At 71.8% G+C, this 19,511-nt stretch carries 18 protein-coding genes; 9 read left to right on the forward strand and 9 right to left on the reverse strand.

Translation table 11 applies throughout. The features are described 5' to 3' along the window. Window positions 1–35: 35 nt before the first annotated feature. On the forward strand, window positions 36–590 hold the full coding sequence (locus ACFYPJ_RS14595; protein ID WP_389015702.1) for a hypothetical protein: 555 nt from the start codon (window positions 36–38) through the stop codon (window positions 588–590). Here ACFYPJ_RS14595 and ACFYPJ_RS14600 read toward each other — a convergent pair. Then, window positions 568–1,122 (reverse strand): O-antigen ligase family protein, encoded by a 555-nt coding sequence (locus ACFYPJ_RS14600; protein ID WP_389015705.1) that lies wholly within the window; start codon window positions 1,120–1,122, stop codon window positions 568–570. The two genes, ACFYPJ_RS14595 and ACFYPJ_RS14600, sit on opposite strands and share 23 nt — an antisense overlap. A gap of 564 nt (window positions 1,123–1,686) precedes the next feature. On the opposite strand from ACFYPJ_RS14600, the gene lnt reads away from it, so the two are divergent. From lnt to ACFYPJ_RS14615, 3 genes are all read left to right on the forward strand, one after another. Beyond that, on the forward strand, window positions 1,687–3,297 hold the full coding sequence (gene lnt / locus ACFYPJ_RS14605; RefSeq protein ID WP_389015708.1) for an apolipoprotein N-acyltransferase: 1,611 nt from the start codon (window positions 1,687–1,689) through the stop codon (window positions 3,295–3,297). Window positions 3,298–3,363: 66 nt separating this feature from the next. Then, entirely contained in the window at window positions 3,364–3,843 is a 480-nt protein-coding gene (locus ACFYPJ_RS14610; RefSeq protein WP_389015711.1) for an NUDIX domain-containing protein, read from the forward strand. A gap of 54 nt (window positions 3,844–3,897) precedes the next feature. Then, complete coding sequence (locus ACFYPJ_RS14615) at window positions 3,898–4,695, forward strand: 3-hydroxybutyrate dehydrogenase (RefSeq protein ID WP_389015713.1); 798 nt, start codon at window positions 3,898–3,900, stop codon at window positions 4,693–4,695. 229 nt (window positions 4,696–4,924) lie between these two features. Here the strand turns inward: ACFYPJ_RS14615 and ACFYPJ_RS14620 are convergent, their stop codons facing one another. From ACFYPJ_RS14620 to ACFYPJ_RS14630, 3 genes are all read right to left on the reverse strand, one after another. Next, window positions 4,925–6,316 (reverse strand): MFS transporter, encoded by a 1,392-nt coding sequence (locus tag ACFYPJ_RS14620; RefSeq protein ID WP_389015716.1) that lies wholly within the window; start codon window positions 6,314–6,316, stop codon window positions 4,925–4,927. Window positions 6,317–6,544: 228 nt separating this feature from the next. Next, complete coding sequence (locus tag ACFYPJ_RS14625; RefSeq protein ID WP_389015719.1) at window positions 6,545–7,942, reverse strand: glutamate decarboxylase; 1,398 nt, start codon at window positions 7,940–7,942, stop codon at window positions 6,545–6,547. A 295-nt stretch (window positions 7,943–8,237) separates the two neighbouring features. Then, window positions 8,238–8,654, reverse strand: a complete 417-nt coding sequence (locus ACFYPJ_RS14630) for a hypothetical protein (protein ID WP_389015721.1) — start codon at window positions 8,652–8,654, stop codon at window positions 8,238–8,240. A gap of 271 nt (window positions 8,655–8,925) precedes the next feature. Between ACFYPJ_RS14630 and ACFYPJ_RS14635 the strand changes: the two genes are divergently transcribed. After that, window positions 8,926–9,096, forward strand: a complete 171-nt coding sequence (locus ACFYPJ_RS14635) for a hypothetical protein (protein WP_389015724.1) — start codon at window positions 8,926–8,928, stop codon at window positions 9,094–9,096. A gap of 185 nt (window positions 9,097–9,281) precedes the next feature. On the opposite strand, the gene ACFYPJ_RS14640 is transcribed toward ACFYPJ_RS14635, so the two are convergent. Next, window positions 9,282–9,653 (reverse strand): DUF2255 family protein, encoded by a 372-nt coding sequence (locus ACFYPJ_RS14640; RefSeq protein ID WP_389015727.1) that lies wholly within the window; start codon window positions 9,651–9,653, stop codon window positions 9,282–9,284. 148 nt (window positions 9,654–9,801) lie between these two features. Beyond that, entirely contained in the window at window positions 9,802–10,956 is a 1,155-nt protein-coding gene (locus ACFYPJ_RS14645) for a PP2C family protein-serine/threonine phosphatase (RefSeq protein WP_389015729.1), read from the reverse strand. Window positions 10,957–11,726: 770 nt separating this feature from the next. On the opposite strand from ACFYPJ_RS14645, the gene ACFYPJ_RS14650 reads away from it, so the two are divergent. From ACFYPJ_RS14650 to ACFYPJ_RS14660, 3 genes are all read left to right on the forward strand, one after another. Then, the gene (locus ACFYPJ_RS14650; RefSeq protein WP_389015732.1) at window positions 11,727–12,200 is read left to right on the forward strand and encodes an SHOCT domain-containing protein; all 474 of its coding nucleotides are present in this window, start codon (window positions 11,727–11,729) and stop codon (window positions 12,198–12,200) included. A 452-nt stretch (window positions 12,201–12,652) separates the two neighbouring features. Beyond that, window positions 12,653–13,690: a CapA family protein gene (locus tag ACFYPJ_RS14655; protein WP_389015735.1), complete on the forward strand. Its 1,038-nt coding sequence runs from the start codon at window positions 12,653–12,655 to the stop codon at window positions 13,688–13,690. Window positions 13,691–14,023: 333 nt separating this feature from the next. Next, on the forward strand, window positions 14,024–14,464 hold the full coding sequence (locus ACFYPJ_RS14660; protein ID WP_389015738.1) for a universal stress protein: 441 nt from the start codon (window positions 14,024–14,026) through the stop codon (window positions 14,462–14,464). Window positions 14,465–14,495: 31 nt separating this feature from the next. On the opposite strand, the gene ACFYPJ_RS14665 is transcribed toward ACFYPJ_RS14660, so the two are convergent. The 3 genes from ACFYPJ_RS14665 to ppk2 all read right to left on the reverse strand — a co-directional run bounded on the left by ACFYPJ_RS14665 (window position 14,496) and on the right by ppk2 (window position 17,038). Continuing rightward, on the reverse strand, window positions 14,496–14,939 hold the full coding sequence (locus tag ACFYPJ_RS14665) for a cyclic nucleotide-binding/CBS domain-containing protein (protein ID WP_389015740.1): 444 nt from the start codon (window positions 14,937–14,939) through the stop codon (window positions 14,496–14,498). A 397-nt stretch (window positions 14,940–15,336) separates the two neighbouring features. Further along, window positions 15,337–16,038 carry a response regulator gene (locus ACFYPJ_RS14670; RefSeq protein WP_389015743.1) on the reverse strand — a complete coding sequence of 234 codons (702 nt, stop codon included), beginning with the start codon at window positions 16,036–16,038 and terminating at the stop codon, window positions 15,337–15,339. Between the two features lie 196 nt (window positions 16,039–16,234). Further along, the gene (ppk2, locus tag ACFYPJ_RS14675; protein WP_389015746.1) at window positions 16,235–17,038 is read right to left on the reverse strand and encodes a polyphosphate kinase 2; all 804 of its coding nucleotides are present in this window, start codon (window positions 17,036–17,038) and stop codon (window positions 16,235–16,237) included. Between the two features lie 67 nt (window positions 17,039–17,105). Here ppk2 and ACFYPJ_RS14680 point away from each other — a divergent pair, with 67 nt between their 5' ends. Continuing rightward, on the forward strand, window positions 17,106–19,487 hold the full coding sequence (locus ACFYPJ_RS14680; RefSeq protein WP_389016023.1) for a phosphoketolase: 2,382 nt from the start codon (window positions 17,106–17,108) through the stop codon (window positions 19,485–19,487). Window positions 19,488–19,511: the final 24 nt, after the last annotated feature.

The following is a 19,511-nucleotide window of genomic DNA, read 5'->3' on the forward strand; positions in this document are numbered from 1 at the left end:
TACCCGCGCAGCGAAACCTTAGTAACCTCGTAGTCATGCAGGACCACTCGCACGACGAGGTCTCCGCCGACGCCTTCCACACCGAGGTATGGACCGGCCGGGCAACGAACCGGGTCCAGTGGCTGCTCGCGCTCGTCGGCGCGGCCTGCATGGCCCTCGGCATCGAACTCGCGCTGGAATCCGCCTGGACCTCCGGCATCGTTCCGCTTGTCATGTCCGTAGTCGGCTGTATCGCGGCCGGGCTGCTGGTTCTCTTCGGCACCCTCGCGTTCGTCCACGTCGACCTGCGGCTGGACGGGAACTCCCTCGAAGTGCGCTGCGGCCACATCGGGCTGCCGCGCCGCCGCATCCCGCTCAGTCATGTCGCCGGAGCCGAGTTCGCACCGCACGTCACTCCGCGCCACTGGGGCGGCTGGGGATATCGCTGGCGGCCCGAGAAGGGCACCGCGGTCGTGGTGCGCCGTGGTGAGGGCGTGGTGCTCCGGCTGTGGGACGGCCACACGTTCACGATCACCGTGGACAACGCGGAGTCCGCGGTCCGGGTGATCAAGGCCAGGCTGCGCACGATCACACCGGGCACCGCTCACTGACATCGCCTCCGCCCGGGGAACCCGCGGATCCGCCGCCGTCCCCGGGCTCCGTGGCGGCGTCCCCGGCCAGCGGATGGGCGGTGGCCAGTCCGGCCAGCAGCCCCGCGCCCGCCGACACCGTGGTGAAGCTCAGCGGGTTGCCGACCGCCGCGACCACTGCCAGCGCGGTCAGGGCCGCACCCGCGGTCAGGGTGAGAGGCGCGGCCCGGGACGTGCACCACAGTGCGTACAGCACCCAGCAGAACACCGCCGCCAGCAGGACGACGCCGACGAATCCCTGCTCGGCCGCCTGCTGGAGCGGCGCGGAATGCGGCCTGGCGCCGGGCGGCGCCGTCGGCGACAGGGCGGCACCGTGTTCGCCGAAACGGCCCGGTCCGGTGCCGAGCAACGGGTTCCGGCGGGCGAGGCACAGGGCGTCCTGCCACAGCCGTACGCGGTCCGGGGTCAGCAGGGACTCCGTCAGCGCGGCGGGGCCGGCCGGCAGGACGTTCCCCGCGACAGCCCAGGTCGCCCCGGTGACCAGCGCCGCCACCAGACCCAGGCCCAGGATGCCCCGGCCGCGGTGCTGAGTCCGGCCGGCCGCGAGTGAGCACCGCGAGCAGGACACCCTCGGGGCGGCCGTCGTGCGCCGCGGCGGCGATCAGGGACCACGCCGCGCAGGCCCCCAGCACCGCGACACCCAGCACATCAGAAACGTTTCGTCTGTCACTGTCCGCGTCCGCCCCGGATCCGGGCGCGGATGCCAGCCCTGTCGTCCCCACCCCGTAGCCCCCCGTACCCGGTCCCCCGACCAGTGGCCGACCCCGAGCGGCGGACCGCGACCGGCCGTACCACACGGGCTCCGGCACACCGTAACGGCTGCCGGCCGCCGTACGCACGGGACATGCCACAACAAGGCCGTGCGGCCGTGCGTACGCACCTCGGTGGTGCGGCAGCAGGGCCGGGGGGTCGCATCGTGCGGCGTATCGAACGAGATGTCGAACAAGATCATGCGTACGTGGGCGACCGGCGACCGGGCCGTGCGCGGGCCGCCGGAGTGCGACGGTCCCGCGGACTGCGCTGTCGACTTCAAAGTCACCCGCCGTACACTCCCGGGGTGACCGTCACCACAACTTCCGTGGACCGGCCGGACCGGCTCCGACCTGGGCAGGCGCGTGTGCGCGGCGCCCGGTTGCTGCGTCTGGTCCCGGCCGCCGTCTCGGCGCTCTGCGGAGTGCTGCTCTACGCCAGCTTTCCCCCGCGCACGCTGTGGTGGTGGCTTGCCCTGCCCGCCTTCGCGGGCTTTGCCTGGGTGCTGCGCGGACGCGGCTGGAAGGCGGCCCTCGGCCTCGGTTACCTCTTCGGTCTCGGCTTCCTGCTGCCGCTGCTCGTATGGACCGGGGTGGAGGTCGGCGACGGGCCCTGGCTCGCCCTGGTCGCCGTGGAGGCGGTCTTCATCGCGCTGGTCGCGGTCGGGATCGCCGCGGTCTCGAAACTGCCCGGCGGGCCGGTGTGGGCGGCAGCCGTGTGGGTGGCGGGCGAGGCGGTACGCGCGCGCGTACCCTTCCACGGCTTTCCCTGGGGCAAGATCGCGTTCGGTCAGGCGGACGGCATCTTCCTGCCGCTCGCCGCGGTCGGCGGCACGCCGGTGCTCGGCTTCGCCGTCGTCCTGTGCGGGTTCGGCCTGTACGAGGCCGCACACCTCGTCGCCGACGGACGGCGTACCCGTGCCGTCCGCACGGGAGCGGCCGCGGCGGCCCTGCTGAGCGTGGCGGTTCCGGTGGTGGGAGCGCTGGCCGCGCGGACGCTGGTGAGCGACCAGGCCGAGGACGGCACGGTGACCGTCGCCGTCATCCAGGGCAACGTGCCGCGCTCCGGACTGGAGTTCAACGCGCAGCGGCGTGCCGTGCTCGACTACCACGCGCGGGAGACCGAGAAACTGGCCGCCGACGTCAAGGCGGGCAAGGCCGCGCGGCCCGACTTCGTGCTGTGGCCGGAGAACTCCGCCGACGTCGATCCCTTCGCCTACCCCGATGCGGCCACCGTCATCGCCAAGGCCGTCAAGGCGATCGGCGTGCCCGCCTCCATCGGCGGGGTCATCGAAAGGGACGGCAGGCTGCTCAACGAGCAGATCCTGTGGGACCCGGTCAAGGGCCCCACGCAAACGTACGACAAACGGCAGATCCAGCCGTTCGGCGAGTACCTCCCGCTGCGCTCGCTCCTCGGGGCGATCAACGACAACTGGACCTCCATGGTCCGCCAGGACTTCAGCCGGGGCGCCGAACCGGGTGTCTTCGACATCGACGGCACCGAGGTCGGCCTCGCGACCTGCTACGAGGCCGCCTTCGACTGGGCCGTGCGGGACACCGTGACCCACGGCGCGCAGATGATCTCCGTACCGAGCAACAACGCGACCTTCGACCGCAGCGAGATGACCTACCAGCAACTCGCCATGTCCCGGATCCGCGCCGTCGAGCACAGCCGGACCGTGACCGTGCCGGTGACCAGCGGCGTCAGCGCGATCATCATGCCGGACGGCAGGATCACCCAGAAGACCGGCATGTTCGTCCCCGGCTACCTGGTCCAGAAGATTCCGCTGCGCTCCTCCGAGACACCCGCCACCCGGCTGGGCATCCTGCCCGAGATGGCCCTGGTGCTGGTCGCCGCGGGCGGCCTCGGCTGGGCGATCGGAGCAGGTGTGCGCGGCCGGCGCACCCGTACGGCGTAGCGCCCCGCCGCCGCGGCCGGTCGCTCGCGCGGGAGGAACGCGACCGGCTCGATTAGGGTCGGGTGCATGGGTACTCCTGACTTCATCCGGACCATCCGGGCTTCGGCAGGCCATCAGTTGCTGTGGCTGCCCGGTGTCAGCGCCGTCGTCCTGGACGACCGCGGCAGGATCCTGCTCGGCCGGCGCGCGGACAACCACAAGTGGGCCGTTCCCTCGGGCATCCCGGACCCCGGCGAGCAGCCGGCCGCCTGCGCGGTGCGGGAGGTCTACGAGGAGACGGCCGTCCGGTGCGTCCCGGAGCGGGTCGTCATGGTGAAGTCCGGTGAGCCGGTCACCTTCGGCAACGGCGACATCTGCCAGTTCATGGACATCACCCTCCGCTGCCGGGCCGTCGGCGGCGAGGCACGGGTCAACGACGACGAGTCCCTTGAGGTCGGCTGGTTCGAGGTGGACGCGATGCCCACCATGAACGAGCGGCAACTCTTCCGGATCAAGCAGGCCCTGTCCGATGAGCCCACATGGTTCGTCCCCACGAGTTCTGACTGAAGTATGGGGCGGGGCCATATGTGGCCCGGTCGGGGGGCTGCCTAGGGTCGGGGCATGACCTCGTACGACACCGTGCCCGGCCCCTCCGCCGCTGCCGACCTCGCCGGCCGCACCGCTCTCGTCACCGGTGCGGCGGGCGGCATCGGCGGCGCCTGCGCGCTGCGGCTTGCGGCGGCCGGGGCCGAGGTGACAGCCGTCGACCGGGACGAGGCCGGGCTGGCCGCACTCGCGGCAGCGGCCGGTGAGCTGGCGGGATCGGTCCAGCCGCAGGTCCTGGACCTCACCGACCTGGAAGCCGCCGAGCACATCGCCGCCGGCACCGACATCCTGGTCAACAACGCCGGGCTCCAGCTGGTACGTCCGATCGAGGAGTTCCCGCCCGACGTCTTCCACACCGTGCTGACCGTGATGCTGGAGGCGCCGTTCCGGCTCATCCGGGGCGCTCTGCCGCACATGTACGGTCAGGGCTGGGGCCGTATCGTCAACATCTCCTCCGTCCACGGTCTGCGCGCCTCCGCCTACAAGTCGGCCTACGTGGCCGCCAAACACGGTCTGGAGGGCCTGTCCAAGACGGCCGCCCTGGAGGGCGCACCCCACGGGGTCACCTCGAACTGTGTGAACCCCGGGTACGTGCGCACCCCCCTGGTCGAGAAACAACTCGCCGACCAGGCACGGGCCCACGGCATCTCCGAGGAACGCGTGCTGTCCGAGGTGCTCCTGCAGGACAGCGCCGTCAAGCGGCTCATCGAACCCGACGAGGTCGCCGAGGCCGTCGCCTATCTCTGCGGCCCGCACGCCACCTTCGTCACCGGTATCTCGCTGGTGCTCGACGGGGGTTGGACCGCGCACTGACCGGCCGGGTGGCCGTGGGCCGGGAAGTTGTCCACAGGCCGAACGGGACCGGCGGTCGGTGCGGGATCCTGTGGCCATGTCCCGCCACCGCCACCACCCGCACTGCGTCCCGCGCCCCGCAACCGCCGCCGGACTCCCGGTCGGCGTCGCCCTCCGCCGCTCGCTGCTCGGCACGGACGTCGTCGCCGTGCACCGACGGCGGTACGGGGCCGTTGTGAGAGCCGCGGGCTCACACCGGGCGGCTGTCCGCCGCCCGGCCCGTGGCCTTCTCCCGGTCCGCCGCTGTCTCGGAGCCGATCTCGGCGAGGTCCCGGTGCCGGGTCTCCTCGGCCAGCGCGACCGCGACCAGGGTCAGTACGGCCGCCGCGATCACGTACAACGCGATCGGCGTGGAGTCGTCGTATGCGGAGAGCAGCGCGGTGGCGATCAGCGGTGCCGGCGCACCGGCCGCGACCGAGGCGAACTGGGCGCCGATCGAGGCACCGGAATAGCGCATCCGGGTCGCGAACATCTCGGAGAAGAACGCGGCCTGCGGCGCGTACATCGCCCCGTGCAGTACCAGGCCCACGGTCACGGCCAGGACCAGATTGCCGAACGAGGCCGTGTCCGCCAGGGAGAAGAACGGGAACACCCACAGCCCTGTCCCGGCCGCGCCCAGCAGATAGACGGGCCGGCGCCCGATCCGGTCCGACAGCGCGCCCCAGGCCGGAATGACCGCGAAGTGCACGGCGGAGCCGATGAGCACGGCGTTCAGTGCCGTCTGCTTGGAGACGCCGGCCGAGGTGGTGGGGTAGACGAGGACGAACGCGGTGATCACGTAGTAGCTGATGTTCTCCGCCATGCGTGCGCCCATCGCCACCAGGATGTCGCGCCAGTGGCGTCGCAGTACGGCGACGAGCGGCAGTTTCCCGGGATCGGCCGCCTCGGTCGTCCTGCGGGCCGCGGCCCGGGCCAACGCCTCCTGGAACACGGGTGATTCATCGACGGACAGCCGAATCCACAGACCGACGACGACCAGCACGCCCGAGAGCAGGAACGGGATCCGCCAGCCCCAGCCGGCGAACGCCGCGTCCGACAGCAGGGCGGTGAGCAGGGACAGCACCCCTGTCGCCAGCAACTGCCCGGCCGGCGCTCCGGTCTGCGGCCAGGAGGACCAGAACCCGCGGCGGCGGGCGTCCCCGTGCTCGGACACCAGCAGCACGGCCCCGCCCCATTCGCCGCCGAGGGCGAACCCCTGGACCAGCCGCAGCACGGTCAGCAGCACGGGCGCCGCGGAGCCCACGCTCGCGTGCGTGGGCAGCAGACCGATGGCAAAGGTCGCCGCGCCCATCAGCAGCAGGCTGAGCACCAACAGCCTCTTGCGGCCCAGCCGGTCCCCGTAGTGCCCGAACACCAGGGCGCCCAGGGGCCGCGCCGCGAACCCGACCGCGTACGTGAGGAAGGAGAGCAGGGTGCCGACGACGGGATCGGAATCCGGAAAGAACAGTTTGTTGAAGACGAGCGCGGCGGCGGAGCCGTACAGAAAGAAGTCGTACCACTCGATGGTGGTGCCGACGAGGCTGGCGGCGACGACGCGTCTGAGGTCGGTCGGTGCGGGCGGAGCGGTCGAGGGGGAGGACATCGGTACCACTTCCTGGCGTTCGACGGGGACGGCTGTGTGTCGCCACACCGTAGGAACGTGCAGGTCAGAGGCGTATGTGATGGGACACCATAGTTCTCGGTACGGGAGTGCGGGCGCCCACCATGGGGAGGCGCCCGGCCTCCTCGCGGGCCCCGGCCGCGCCGGGGCGAGCCACGGCGGCTCGCCCTTTTCGTCCGTCAGGTCCCGGACGGGCCGCGGAACACGGGCTCAGGCTGACGAGCTGAGCACCGGCGTGCGCCCACGCGGATCGGGCACCCTCAGGCGTGCGGTGACCTGGGACAGGTCGGAGACGAACAGATGGGCCAGTTCGGCGGTGAAGCCGGTGCGCACCACCAGGCGCAGGACGGAGACGTCCTGGCAGGGCGCGGGGAAGGTGTAGGCGGGCAGGTGCCAGCCGCGTGCGCGCATCGCCTCGGACACGTCGAAGACCGTGAAGTCCGTGGTGCCGGGGGTGAGCCGGAAGGCGAAGGCAGGAAGGTCGGAGCCGTCCGTGACCAGTTCGTACGGCGGCAGTTCGCGGATCTGCGCGGCCAGCGAGCGGGCCGTCGCGCGGCTCTGCCGCGCCAGGTTGCGCAGCCCCTCGAAGCCGTACCGCAGGAAGTTGTAGTACTGGGCGACGACATGGGCGCCCGGCCGGGAGAAGTTGAGGGTGAACGTCGGGGACTTGCCGCCGAGGTAGTCGACCTCGAAGACGAGGTCGTCGGGGAGGGCTTCGGCGTCCCGCCACAGGGCCCAGCCGAGGCCGGGGAAGACATGGCCGTACTTGTGCCCGGAGGCGTTGACGGAGGCGACGCGTTCGAGCTGGAAGTCCCACATCAGGCCGGGGTCGAGGAACGGCGCCACCAGCGCCCCGGACGCCCCGTCGACATGTACGGGGATGTCGGTGCCGGTCGCCGCCTGATAGCCGTCGAGGGCCAGGCAGATGTCCGCGACGGGCTCGTAGGACCCGTCGAACGTGGAGCCCAGGACGGTCACCACGCCGATGGTGTTGTCGTCGCAGTACGCGGTCAGGGTGTCGGGCGTGAGGTGGTAGCGGCCCGGCTCCATCGGCACGTAACGGGGCTCCACCTCGAAGTAGTTGGCGAACTTCTTCCAGCAGACCTGGACGTTCGCGCCCATCACGAGGTTCGGACGGCTGGTGTCCTTGCCCTGGGTGCGGCGGCGGGTCTGCCAGCGGCGCTTGAGCGCGAGACCGCCGAGCATGGCCGCCTCGCTGGAGCCGGTGGTGGAGCAGCCGCGCACCTGCTCCGGGTGCGGCGCGTGCCAGAGCCGGGCGAGCATCTGGACACAGCGCTCCTCCATGGCGGTGATCTGCGGGTACTCAGCACGGTCCGCGAGGTTCTTCTCCGCGGTCTCGGCCATGAGTTGCCGCGCCTCGGGCTCCATCCACGTCGTGACGAAGGTGGCGAGGTTGAGCCGGGCGTTCCCGTCGAGCATCAGCTCGTCGCGCACACGACGGGACACCGTGTCCGGCGACGATTCCGCCGCGGGCAGTTCCTCGACCGGCAGCAGCAGGGTGTCGGCGGACTGGGGGGCGGCGCAGGGGGAGACGATGAGGGGGACTGGGTCTGCTTCCGGCAAGAGGCCGGTATCCGGAATGGGCATGGGTGCGTGGTGGCCTTTCTGGTCCGAGTGCGACCCGCGTACATTCCGGACGTTAGATCTCTTCGCGGCCCGGCATCCGCGCCGATTACACCGATCTAGTGAGCGATTTGCGGAGTGATGAACCGGATTTTCCTCTTGTGACAACTGGTCATGGGTTCACCGTGGGATTGCCGGCGCTCAGCAGGGTGTTGCGGACGGGCGGTCCTTCCCGTGGACCGGCCGCCGTCACGCGGGGGTGACGGCGGCCGGCGTACGGGTGCGTACCCGGCGCGGTCGAAAACCGCGTCGGCGGGGGCTACTTGACGGTCACCGTGATGCTCGGGGAACGCGTGTCGCCGGAGGCGACCCGGTAGTACTGGGTGCCCTTCGCGGTGGGACGGGTGCTGACGGAGTACGTGTCGCCCGTCTTGACCGTGCCGCCGCCGGGGACCGTGGTCCACTTACCGTTCTTGTCCTGCTGCAGCGTCACTTCGGCGCCGACCTTCAGACCGGTGGTACGGCCCGTGATCCGGACCTCCTCGCCCGGCTTCACACTGGTCGGATAGGCATCGGCCGTGAGCGAGGTGCGCTGGACGGCTGTGGCCCCGGCCAGGTCGTTGCCCGGGCTGGTTGCGGCGGCCCGGGCCGCGGTCGAGCCGGCGGAGACCAGTGCCACCGTCAGGGCGCCGGCGGCCATCGTCCGGAGGGTGCGGCTGCGGTAGGTGAAGGTCATGGTGACTCCCGTGGGTCGACGGATGCCCCCCTGGGCCGGGCATGGGCCGATGGGGCCATGCCACGCCTCCATCAGAGTGAACCGGGCGGTCCGCCACGGCATCTCGATCCGGGCGCGACGGGCGTCGCAGGCGACGCCCCTGGCGCGCGTCGCCGCAGGTGAGACGACTGATGCGGATCCCGGGTCACTGATATTTCTTTTACCTTCGGGTGCGCTGCCACAGACGACGCCCGTCAGCACCCCAAGGGACCGGGAAGGAGCGGCGGACGGCGTGCTCCGCGGCGGGGACGTCCGGCCTTCGACGACCCTCGACCACGCGGTCGCCCGCGCGAGCGTCACCCGCTACGGACCGGGCGCCTCGGCGGGGTGCGGTGACCCGGAGCGTGCCGGCCCGGGCGCCGACCGGACCGCGGCAGGTGCCGGGTCCACGACCACGGCATGATCGAACTCCAACTGCCGTTCCGGGGCGGCAGCAGGGGGAGCGGCCCGGAACCGCGGCGGTCTGCGGGGCCTGCGGTCCTTCCCGGCCCCACAGCTCCTGTACCGGCCGGACGGAGGTCCCCGGGCCCGGGCGCCGGGGCCGGACGGACCGCGCGCCCCGGCGTCAGGACGAGTCTGCCGGTGCGGTCACCGCGGGACGAGTTTCAGCGTGGTGCTCCGGGCGGCCACCATCGGGTCGACGTAGGCGCCGCCGTAGCGGCCGTACTTCGTGCGGTACGCCGTGTCGATGCGGTCGTTGACGGTGGAGTCGGCCTCCTCGACGAGGGTCACGTCCTTGTCGACTCCGCCGGAGCGGATGTGGCCCTCGTGGCTCGTGTGGGCGGTGCGCCACCACACACCGTCGTCGCCGCGGTAGGAGCGGATGTAGAGATCGTCGCCGTCCCTGACGACCCAGATCGGAACCGGCGCGCGCAGGGTGCCGTCCCCGCGGGCCGGTGCCATCTGGAGTTCGTCGGCCGTGCTGATCCTGGTCAGTTCGTCGTTCGTCCATGTCGTCATCGGAGGTCTCCCTCGGGAAGTCGGTCGGACGTGCGAGGCGGGCAGGGCCGTACAAACCAGCATGACCGGCGCCGCCCGCCCCGACGAGCCGGGCGGCGCCCCGACGGCACACCGAGGGGCTCGCGCGTCCGGGCCGGACGGCGGTGGTTCAGCGGGCGTGCGGGATCCAGTGGGCCGGCCGCGCCGAGGTGTCCGCGGCGGGGGCACGGCGGATGGCGATGAGGGCGGCGTCGTCGCCGAGCCGTCCGCCGGAGTATGCGAGCAGATCGCGCTGGATGTGGTGGAGGAGGGACTGCGGAGAGTGCCCGGACCACTGGGTGACGCGTTCCGCGAGGGGGTAGAAGGCCCCGCTGCCGTCGCGGGCCTCGATGACACCGTCGGTGTACAGCAACAGCGTGTCCCCGACGGCGAACGGCAGCACCGCCACCGTCGCGTCTCCCGGGTCGGTCAGAGCGACCCCGAGCGGGGGCGCGGGGACCAGGTCGGGGACGGTCGCCGGATGGCCGTCCGGTAGCAGCAGCGGCGCCAGGTGGCCGCAGCTGGTCAACCGGGCGACCGGATCGTCGTCCGGGATGTCCAGCAGCAGGGCGGTGGCGAACCGCTCACCCCTCTCCTCCGTGGGCTCGAAGTCGGCCAGGTAGCGTGTGACGCTCTGTTCCAGCGAAGCGGCCAGCTCCGGCAGGGCCGAGTTGCGGTGCGCGGCCTCACGGAACGCGCCGAGCAGGAGCGCCGCCTCCCCGACGGCCGACAGCCCTTTGCCCCGCACATCGCCGATGACCACGCGGGTGCCGTCCGTGCCGCGGGCCGCGGCGTACAGGTCGCCCCCGATCTCGGCCTCCTCCTCTGCGGCCATGTAGACGGAGGCGAGTTGCAGGGTGCCGAGCCGCTTCGGCAGCGGCCACAGCAGTACCCGCTGGGCTGCCTCGGCGACGGATCGCACCTGGGCCAGTTCGCGGGTGCGTCGCTCGCGGACGGCGCAGAACACCACGATCAGGAGGGAGAGCGCGATCAGGGCGACGACCTGGACGATGGTGTTCCGGGTCCACAGGACGCCGGAACGCCAGCCGATGACGGCCTGGGCCGCCACCGCGATACCCCCGATGGCCCCCGTCAGCACCGGGCCCTCGAACCATGCGGTGATCGCAGGTGCGATGACCAGCAGGGGGCCGAGCACGATGTCCACCGGCGACACGATGTCGGCCACCGTGATCAGGACGATGAGCACCAGGGGAACGAGCAGCAGCAAGCGGCTCGGCCGCCAGGGCTGCCACGGCCGGGCGAAAAGCTGCTGCGAGGCGAACATGTCTCCCACGGTGCTCCGTGAACGGAAGGGTTCGCGCACGGGCGCGAACGGTGGAGTGAGTGTGGGCCCGGCCTGGCCTGGCCGGACGCCGCGGGTGCACGGCCCGGCCGGGCCGCCACCGGCGCCACCCGCGGTACGACCTCGGTCACCCCGGAGCCCGTGTCAGGGCCCGGCGCTGGTCGAGGCCGGTGCGGGAGGTGTGCGTTCGTGCGTTCCCTGTGCGAGCGGGGTTACGCACGCCTCCCCGTGTCCCTCACCGTGCCGTCACGGTCACCGCGGGGGAGCGGGCTCGCCCGGACGGGACCCGGAAGGGCCGGGTGCACCTGATGTCCGGTCGGTCGGTCGGTGAAAAAGGGTCGGTCCTGCCTGTCGACTGTCTCAGTCTCATGTACCCAAGTTTGTCGGTTATGTGCAGTAAGAAATCCTGGTAAGTGTATGAATTGCCCCAAAAAAGGTTTATTTCTATGTAAGGCCGCAGGTGGGCGGCGAGTCGGCGGCCGAAGTTTCTTGCCGTTCTCTTTCCTGGGAGCAGGCGGAGTGACCCCGGTGGCGCGGACGCCGCGGCTGTCGCGGACGGGGCCTGTGGCAGCCACGGGAGGAGCCGGGTCACACGCTCACCCGTCCCGGGTGAGGCCACCTCACCCCCGCCGCGTGCACGCTGAGAGCGTCGACCTACGAGGCCGCGCAACGGCCGAACAGGCCAGACGGCGAGACGGCGACAACGACTGACGCAGTACAAGGTGGGCGGCTGCCCGGGACGGAGGACGGCAATGACCGCGCAGACGTACCTCGCGTACGACTATCCGCTGCTGAGCGCGTTCTGGACGCTGCTCTGGTTCTTCCTGTGGATCCTGTGGTTCGTCGTGCTGTTCCGGGTCGTCATGGACATCTTCCGTGACGACTCCCTCAGCGGCTGGGCCAAGACGGGCTGGACGTTCTTCGTCATCGTGCTGCCCTTCCTCGGCGTCTTCACGTATCTCGTCGCTCGCGGCGACGGCATGGGACGCCGCGAGCTGGCGCACGTACGGTCCCAGCAGGAGGCGTTCGACAGCTATGTCCGCCGGACCGCGGGCCCGGCTCGGCCGAGCAGCGCCGACGAACTCGTCAAGCTGTCCGACCTGCGCACCCGCGGTGACATCTCGGACGACGAGTTCCGCCGTGCCAAGGAACTGGTCCTGTCCGGCCACGGCGCCGGGCCAGGGGACGGACCGAGCACCGCCCCGCCCGGTGCCACCGATCGCTGACCGGCCCGCTGCGCATCCGCCTCGACCCGGCCGAGCGCCCTGCCGCACGCCGTGCGACGCCGCCTGCCGGAGTTCTCAGGGGCGGCCGTGGGGCGATCGGCCCCCGCCGCGGGGCCGATCGGCCCCTGCGGCGGGGGCGGTCCCGTGGCACGGTGGACTGAGGCCCGGGAGTTCCGCGGGATCGAGGCCGTTTCCTCAGGCCCCGACCCACGCGCCACCCGGCTCCCGCCGTGCTGGGGTGGCGGCGCGGGGCAGTGTGGCGTGGCTCGCGGGCGGGGCGGGCGCACCCGCGCGCGGGAACGGGAGACGGCATGGTCCGTGCCCCGGCATTTTCCGGACGGCCGCGCGGGCCCTGCGCCCGCCCCATCCCGGGCCGACCGACGCCGCCCCGGCACGCTCACGCCTTGGCTGTCGCCGAGCGGGCGTGGGCGGACGAGGGGAGGTGCGGGTCCATGGCCGTCACCGTCGCCCTGGCGGGCGACACCATGCTGGGCCGGGACGTCGCCGAAGTCCTCGCCCACAGCATGCCCCGACCCTTGTTCACTCCCGTGGTACGCCATGTCGTCCGAGACGCCGACCTGTTCCTGCTGAACCTCGAATGCTGTGTCTCCGACCGGGGCGCCCCGGTCGGACTGCCCGGGAAGACCTTCTTCTTCCGCGCCCCGCCCCGGGCCACCGACGTCCTGGCCGGGCTCGGCGTCGACGTGGCGGTCCTCGCGAACAACCACGCCCTCGACTACGGCCCCGAAGCGCTCCTCGACACCCGGACCAGGCTGGCCCGGGCGGGCATCCGCAGCGTCGGGGCCGGGCCGACCGTCACCGAGGCCCGTGCTCCGCTCCGTCTGGAGGCCGGTGGCATCGGCCTCGGCATCGTCGCCGTCACCGACCACCCCGCCGAGTTCGCCGCGGACCGCGACCGGCCCGGCGTGGCGTACGCCGACCTCTGGCACCAGGACGTGCCCCGATGGCTCACCGACACGATCCGCGAACTGGCCAGGGAAACGGATCTGGTCCTGGTCAGCGCGCACTGGGGACCGAACATGACCGCACGCCCGGTCCCGCACGTCCTGCGGGCCGCGCCCGCCCTCATCGATGCGGGGGCCGATCTCGTGATCGGGCACTCGGCCCACGTCTTCCACGGTTTCACCCGGCACGTCCTGTTCGACCTGGGCGACTTCATCGACGACTACGCCGTCCACCCGGCGCTCCGCAACGACTTCGGGCTGCTCTGGCTGGTCACGCTCGACGCACACGGCCCGGTACGGACCGAGGCGGTCCCGCTCGCCCTGGACCACTGCCACACCCGGCTCGCCGACCGGGCGGAGTACCACTGGATCGCCGGGCGCCTGATCCGCGCCTGCGCCGAACTGGGCACGGACGTCGTCGATGAGGGGGGCCGGCTCCGTGCCGACTGGCGGCGTCCTGTGGCCCGCGCGAGTCGACCGGATCACCGCGGGACCGGATCACCGCGTGATCGCAGTACTGCGTGACCGGACCGTCCTGTGCTCGCAACTGCGTGACCTGACCATCCTGTGATCGCAGTACTGCGTGACCCGACCGTGTGTGACCGCGGTACCGCGTGATTGGGGCCGTCATGTCACCCCGTCACGGCGTGCCCGCGTCGCCTCGTGCCTGCACCACTCCATGCCCGCCTCACCTCGGTCCTGCACTACCCCGTGCCGGCGCTCACCTCGCACCCGGACCACCCGGATGCCGTCCCCCGGGGCGCGCCTCCGTGATGGGGTGCCGCGCGTCCCGCAGCGTGGAAGGGAGCACGGCGGACCGGCGCGGCCGGGGAGCGGACCGCAGGAGAGGTGGGACGGATGGAGACGGGTGTCTCGGGGCCGCGGATCGTGGTCGGCGTCGACGGTTCGCCGTCCGCGCGCGCGGCCGTGCGCTGGGCCGCACGGTACGCCGGCCTCGTCGGCGGTGGTGTGGACGCGGTGGCCGCCTGGGAACTGCCGGGAACCGAGGCCTGGTCGGCGCCCGCCGTCGACACCGACTTCGACGAGGAGAACGCCCGGCAACGGCTCACCGAGGAACTGCGGGAGGCACTGGGCCCCGAGCCGGGTTCGGTCCGAGCGCTGTTGGTGCGCGGCCATCCCGCCGAGGTGCTGCTGCGGGCGGCCGAGAGCGCCGAGATCCTGGTCGTCGGCAGCCATGGGCGGGGTGGCTTCGCCCGCGCCCTGCTCGGGTCCGTCAGCCAGCACGTCGCCCAGCACGCGAGCTGTCCCGTCGTGATCGTGCGCGCGGCCACGCCCTGACCGTGCGCGCCGGGCAGGAGGCGGCCCGCAGTCACCTCCGCTGCCCGGGCGGACCCGGTGTCTCTTCGAGGATGCTGCGGGCGACCGGGCCCAGGAGGTCCGCCAGCCGCTGGAAGACGTCGAGGAGCAGATCGTCTGCGGTGACCATGCCCACCACCCGCCGTCCGTCCAGCACCGGCAGCCGGCGCACGCCGGCGAGGCGCATCGCCCGGTAGGCGACGTGCAACTCGTCGGCCGCGGCGACCGTGACCGGCCGCGGTGACATCACCTCCGACACCCGAGCCTCCAGGCTCAGGCCGACGCCGAGCACGCGCATCGCCAGGTCGCGATCGGTGACGATGCCGCACGGCACGTCGTCCTCGACGACGACCACGGAGCCCACGGCGTGGTCTGCCATCCGCCGGATCACGTCGGCGAGCAAGGCGTGCGGAGGCACGGTGACGGCCGGGGCACTCATCACGTCGCGGACCCTCATGACCGGTCTCCTCGCGATCCGTGTGGGCCCGGATCCTCGCGATCCGTCCGGGGCAGGGACTCTCCCTGACACCAGTGTCGCGGTGGCGTCACCGGATGAAAGGGACTATGGGGCCCCTGCGCATAGGCTGTTCGGCCTCAGCGGGCCGACGGGGCACGCGGTGCACTGCAGCGGGCCTGGGCAGCGAGAAGCCGGAGGCCAGGCACGTCGAGATCCGGCACGGCGCCTGCGCCCCGGGCCGGCCCGACCACCCCGGCACCTGGCCGTGCTGCGGCCCGGCCCGGCGGCCCTTGCCCGGACCCGCTTCGTACCCGTACAGGAAAGCTCCGTCCCGTCCGGGCTCCGGTCCTTTTCCCTCCAGGCCGTGGCCGTCACCACTCCCGGCCCCGCTCGGCCGTCACCCCCGGCCGCTCTCGCCCTGCTCCGACTGCTCCAGCTGGGAGGCGAGGACCGCCGCCTGCACCCGGCGCTGCACGCCCAGCTTGGCCAGCAGCCGCGAGATGTGGTTCTTGACGGTCTTCTCCGACAGGTAGAGCCTCCGGCCGATCTCCCTGTTGGTCAGCCCGTCCCCGATCAGGGCGAGGATGTCCCGCTCGCGGGGCGACAGGTTCGCCAGCTCGGACGGCACGGCGGGGGTCTGCGCGGGATCGGCACGCAGGGAGCGCATCAGCCGGGCCGTCGTCGCCGGGTCCAGCATCGACTGCCCGGAGGCGACCGTCCGCACCGCCGAGACCAGGTCGGAGCCCTTGATCTGCTTGAGGACATAGCCCGCGGCACCGGCCATGATGGCGTCGAGCAGCGCGTCCTCGTCGTCGAACGACGTCAGCATCAGACAGACCACGCCCGGCATCCGGTCGCGCAGTTCCCGGCAGACCGTGATGCCGTCGCCGTCCGGCAGGCGCACGTCGAGCACCGCGACGTCCGGACGCAGCGCCGGACCCCGGACGATCGCGTGCTCCGCGGTGTCCGCGTCGCCGACCACGGTGATGTCGGGTTCGGAGTCGAGCAGATCGATCAGCCCGCGCCGTACGACCTCGTGATCGTCCAGCAGGAACACCCGGATGGGGTCCTGCTCCGTGAATGTGCGTGTCTCGGTCATGCGCCCCTCGTTCCAGGGCGGCGATCGGTCCGCCGGCCGTCCATGACAACGATCATTTCCCGCCCGTCCCGCGGACACCAGGGCCGACCGGTCCACGCACCCGTCCCACTCGTCCGGCTGTACGGACCGGCACTCAGGCACCTCGCCGAGGGGCCCGGCCGCCGGTCGCCGGTCGCGCGCGCCCGGCGCGAGTGGTTCAGAGGTTTGCCGCGTGGTCGGGGACGTAGGTCTGCAGATCGCGCGGCGGACGCTGGTAGCCGGTCGACGGCGGCCGGTGCGGCAGCTCCAGTACCGGCGGCGGCACGTCGTGGTACGGCACCGAGTCCAGCAGATGGGCGATCATGTTCAGCCGCGCCCGGCGCTTGTCGTCGCTCTCGACGACGTACCAGGGCGCCTCGGAGATGTCCGTGTGCACCAGCATCTCGTCCTTCGCCCGGGAGTACGCCTCCCAGCGGGCGACCGACTCCAGATCCATCGGCGACAGCTTCCACCGCCGCACCGGATCGTCCAGCCGGCGCCGGAACCGCTCCTCCTGCACCGCGTCGCTCACCGAGAACCAGTACTTGCGCAGCAGGATCCGGTCCTCCACCAGCATCCGCTCGAAGATCGGGCACTGCCGCAGGAACAACTGGTACTCCTCCTTGGTGCAGAAGCCCATCACCCGCTCGACCCCGGCCCGGTTGTACCAGGACCGGTCGAACAGCACGATCTCCCCGGCGGCCGGCAGATGCTCGACGTACCGCTGGAAGTACCACTGGGTCCGTTCGCGCTCGGTCGGCTTGGGCAGCGCCGCGATCCGTGCCACCCGCGGATTCAGGTGCTCCGTGACCCGCTTGATGGTGCTCCCCTTGCCCGCCGCGTCCCGTCCCTCGAAGATGACGACAAGGCGGGCGCCCTCCATCCGCACCCATTCCTGGAGCTTGACCAACTCCGTCTGCAGGCGCAGCAGTTCCTTCTCGTACACCTTGCGCGGCAGCGTTTCCACCTGCTTGTCGACCATGCCGCCTCCACCGCCCGATGACCTACGTACCGCCCGATGACCTGCGTCGATGACTTCCGGAGCACTCATGCCGCCTGCCGAACACCAGGACGCCACCGTACTTTCCGACGAGGAGCTGCGCACCCTGGACGCGCACTGGCGGGCCGCCAACTACCTCGCGGCCGGGCAGATCTACCTGCTGGCGAACCCGCTGCTGACCGAGCCGCTGCGCCCGGAACACATCAAGCCGCGGCTGCTCGGGCATTGGGGCACCACGCCCGGCCTCAACCTCGTGTACACCCACCTCAACCGGGTGATCGCGGCGCGCGGACTGGACGCGCTGTGCGTATGGGGTCCCGGGCACGGCGGGCCGGCCGTCCTCGCGAACTCCTGGCTGGAGGGCAGCTACGGCGAGACCTACCCGGACGTGTCACGGGACGCGGCCGGGATGGCACGGCTGTTCCGGCAGTTCTCCTTCCCCGGCGGCGTGCCGAGCCATGTGGCGCCGGAGACGCCCGGCTCCATCCATGAGGGCGGCGAACTGGGCTACTCACTGGCCCACGCCTACGGAGCCGCCTTCGACCACCCCGATCTGCTGGTCGCCTGCGTGATCGGCGACGGCGAGGCGGAGACCGGTCCGCTGGCCGCCTCCTGGCACTCCGACAAGTTCCTCGACCCGGTGCACGACGGCGCCGTCCTGCCGATCCTCCACCTCAACGGCTACAAGATCGCCAACCCTACGGTGCTCGCCCGGCTGCCCGAGCCCGAACTGGACGCGCTGCTGCGCGGGTACGGACACGAGCCGATCCAGGTGTCCGGCGACGACCCGGCGCAGGTGCACCGCGACCTGGCCGCCGCCTTCGACCAGGCCCTGGACGGCATCGCGCAGGCGCAGCGCGCCGCCCGCGAGGAGGGCAGTACGCAGCGCGTGCACTGGCCGGTGATCGTGCTGCGCACTCCGAAGGGCTGGACCGGCCCCGCCGAGGTCGACGGCGTGCCGGTCGAGGGCACCTGGCGTGCCCACCAGGTCCCGCTGCCCGGCGTCCGTGAGAACCCCGAGCACCTGCGGCAACTGGAGAAGTGGCTGCGCTCGTACCGTCCGGACGAGCTGTTCGACCGGGACGGCCGGCCGGTCGCCGACGTCCTCGCCTGCGTCCCGGCCGGAGCGGCGCGGCTCGGCGCCACCCCGTACGCCAACGGTGGCCTCCTCGTCCGGGAGTTGCCGATCCGCTCCCTGGACGACTTCGCCGTCCCGGTGGACAAGCCGGGCACCAGCCTGCACGAACCGACCCGGATCCTCGGCACCCTCCTCGAACAGGTCATGGCGGACACCCAGGACCGCCGCGACTTCCGGCTGGTCGGCCCGGACGAGACGGCTTCCAACCGGCTCCAGGCCGTCTTCGAGGCCAGTGGGAAGGCCTGGCAGGAGAAGACCCTGCCGGTGGACGAGCACCTGGACCGGCACGGCCGGGTGATGGAGGTCCTCTCCGAGCACCTGTGCCAGGGCTGGCTGGAGGGTTACCTGCTCACCGGCCGGCACGGGCTGTTCTCCTGCTACGAGGCGTTCGTGCACATCGTCGACTCGATGGTCAACCAGCACATCAAGTGGCTGAAGACCTCCCGCGAACTGGCGTGGCGGGCGCCGATCGCCTCCCTCAACTACCTGCTGACCTCACACGTGTGGCGGCAGGACCACAACGGCTTCTCCCACCAGGACCCCGGCTTCGTCGACCACGTCCTCAACAAGAGCCCCGAGGTGGTGCGCGTCTATCTGCCGCCGGACTCCAACACGCTGCTGTCCGTCGCGGACCACGTCCTGCGCAGCCGCGACTACGTCAACGTCATCGTGGCCGGCAAGCAGCCCTGCTTCGACTGGCTGTCCATGGACCAGGCCCGGGTGCACTGCGCGCGCGGCGCCGGCATCTGGGAGTGGGCGGGCACCGAGGACGGCGGCGATCCCGACGTGGTGCTGGCCTGCGCGGGCGACGTGCCCACCCAGGAGGTGCTGGCCGCGGCGCAGTTGCTGCGCCGGCACCTGCCGCAGCTCGCCGTGCGGGTCGTCAACGTCGTCGACATGACCCGGCTGCTGCCCCATGACGCACACCCGCACGGCATGACCGACTTCGAGTACGATGGCCTGTTCACCACGGACAAGCCGGTCATCTTCGCCTACCACGGCTATCCGTGGCTGGTCCACCGGCTCGCCTACCGCCGGGACGGTCACGCACACCTGCATGTGCGGGGCTACAAGGAGTCCGGTACCACGACCACCCCGTTCGACATGGTCGTCCGCAACGACCTCGACCGTTTCCGGCTGGTGATGGACGTCATCGACCGAGTTCCCGGGCTCGCCGTGCGCGCCGCGGGCGTGCGTCAGACGATGGCGGACGCCCGCGCCCGTCACCACGCCTGGATCCGCGCGCACGGCGCCGATCTGCCCGAGGTCGCGGAGTGGAGCTGGACCGCCTGACCGCGACACCGGCCGGGCAGGCCG

It is taken from the genome of Streptomyces sp. NPDC006012 (genome assembly GCF_042871185.1).
GTDB lineage: Bacteria > Actinomycetota > Actinomycetes > Streptomycetales > Streptomycetaceae > Streptomyces.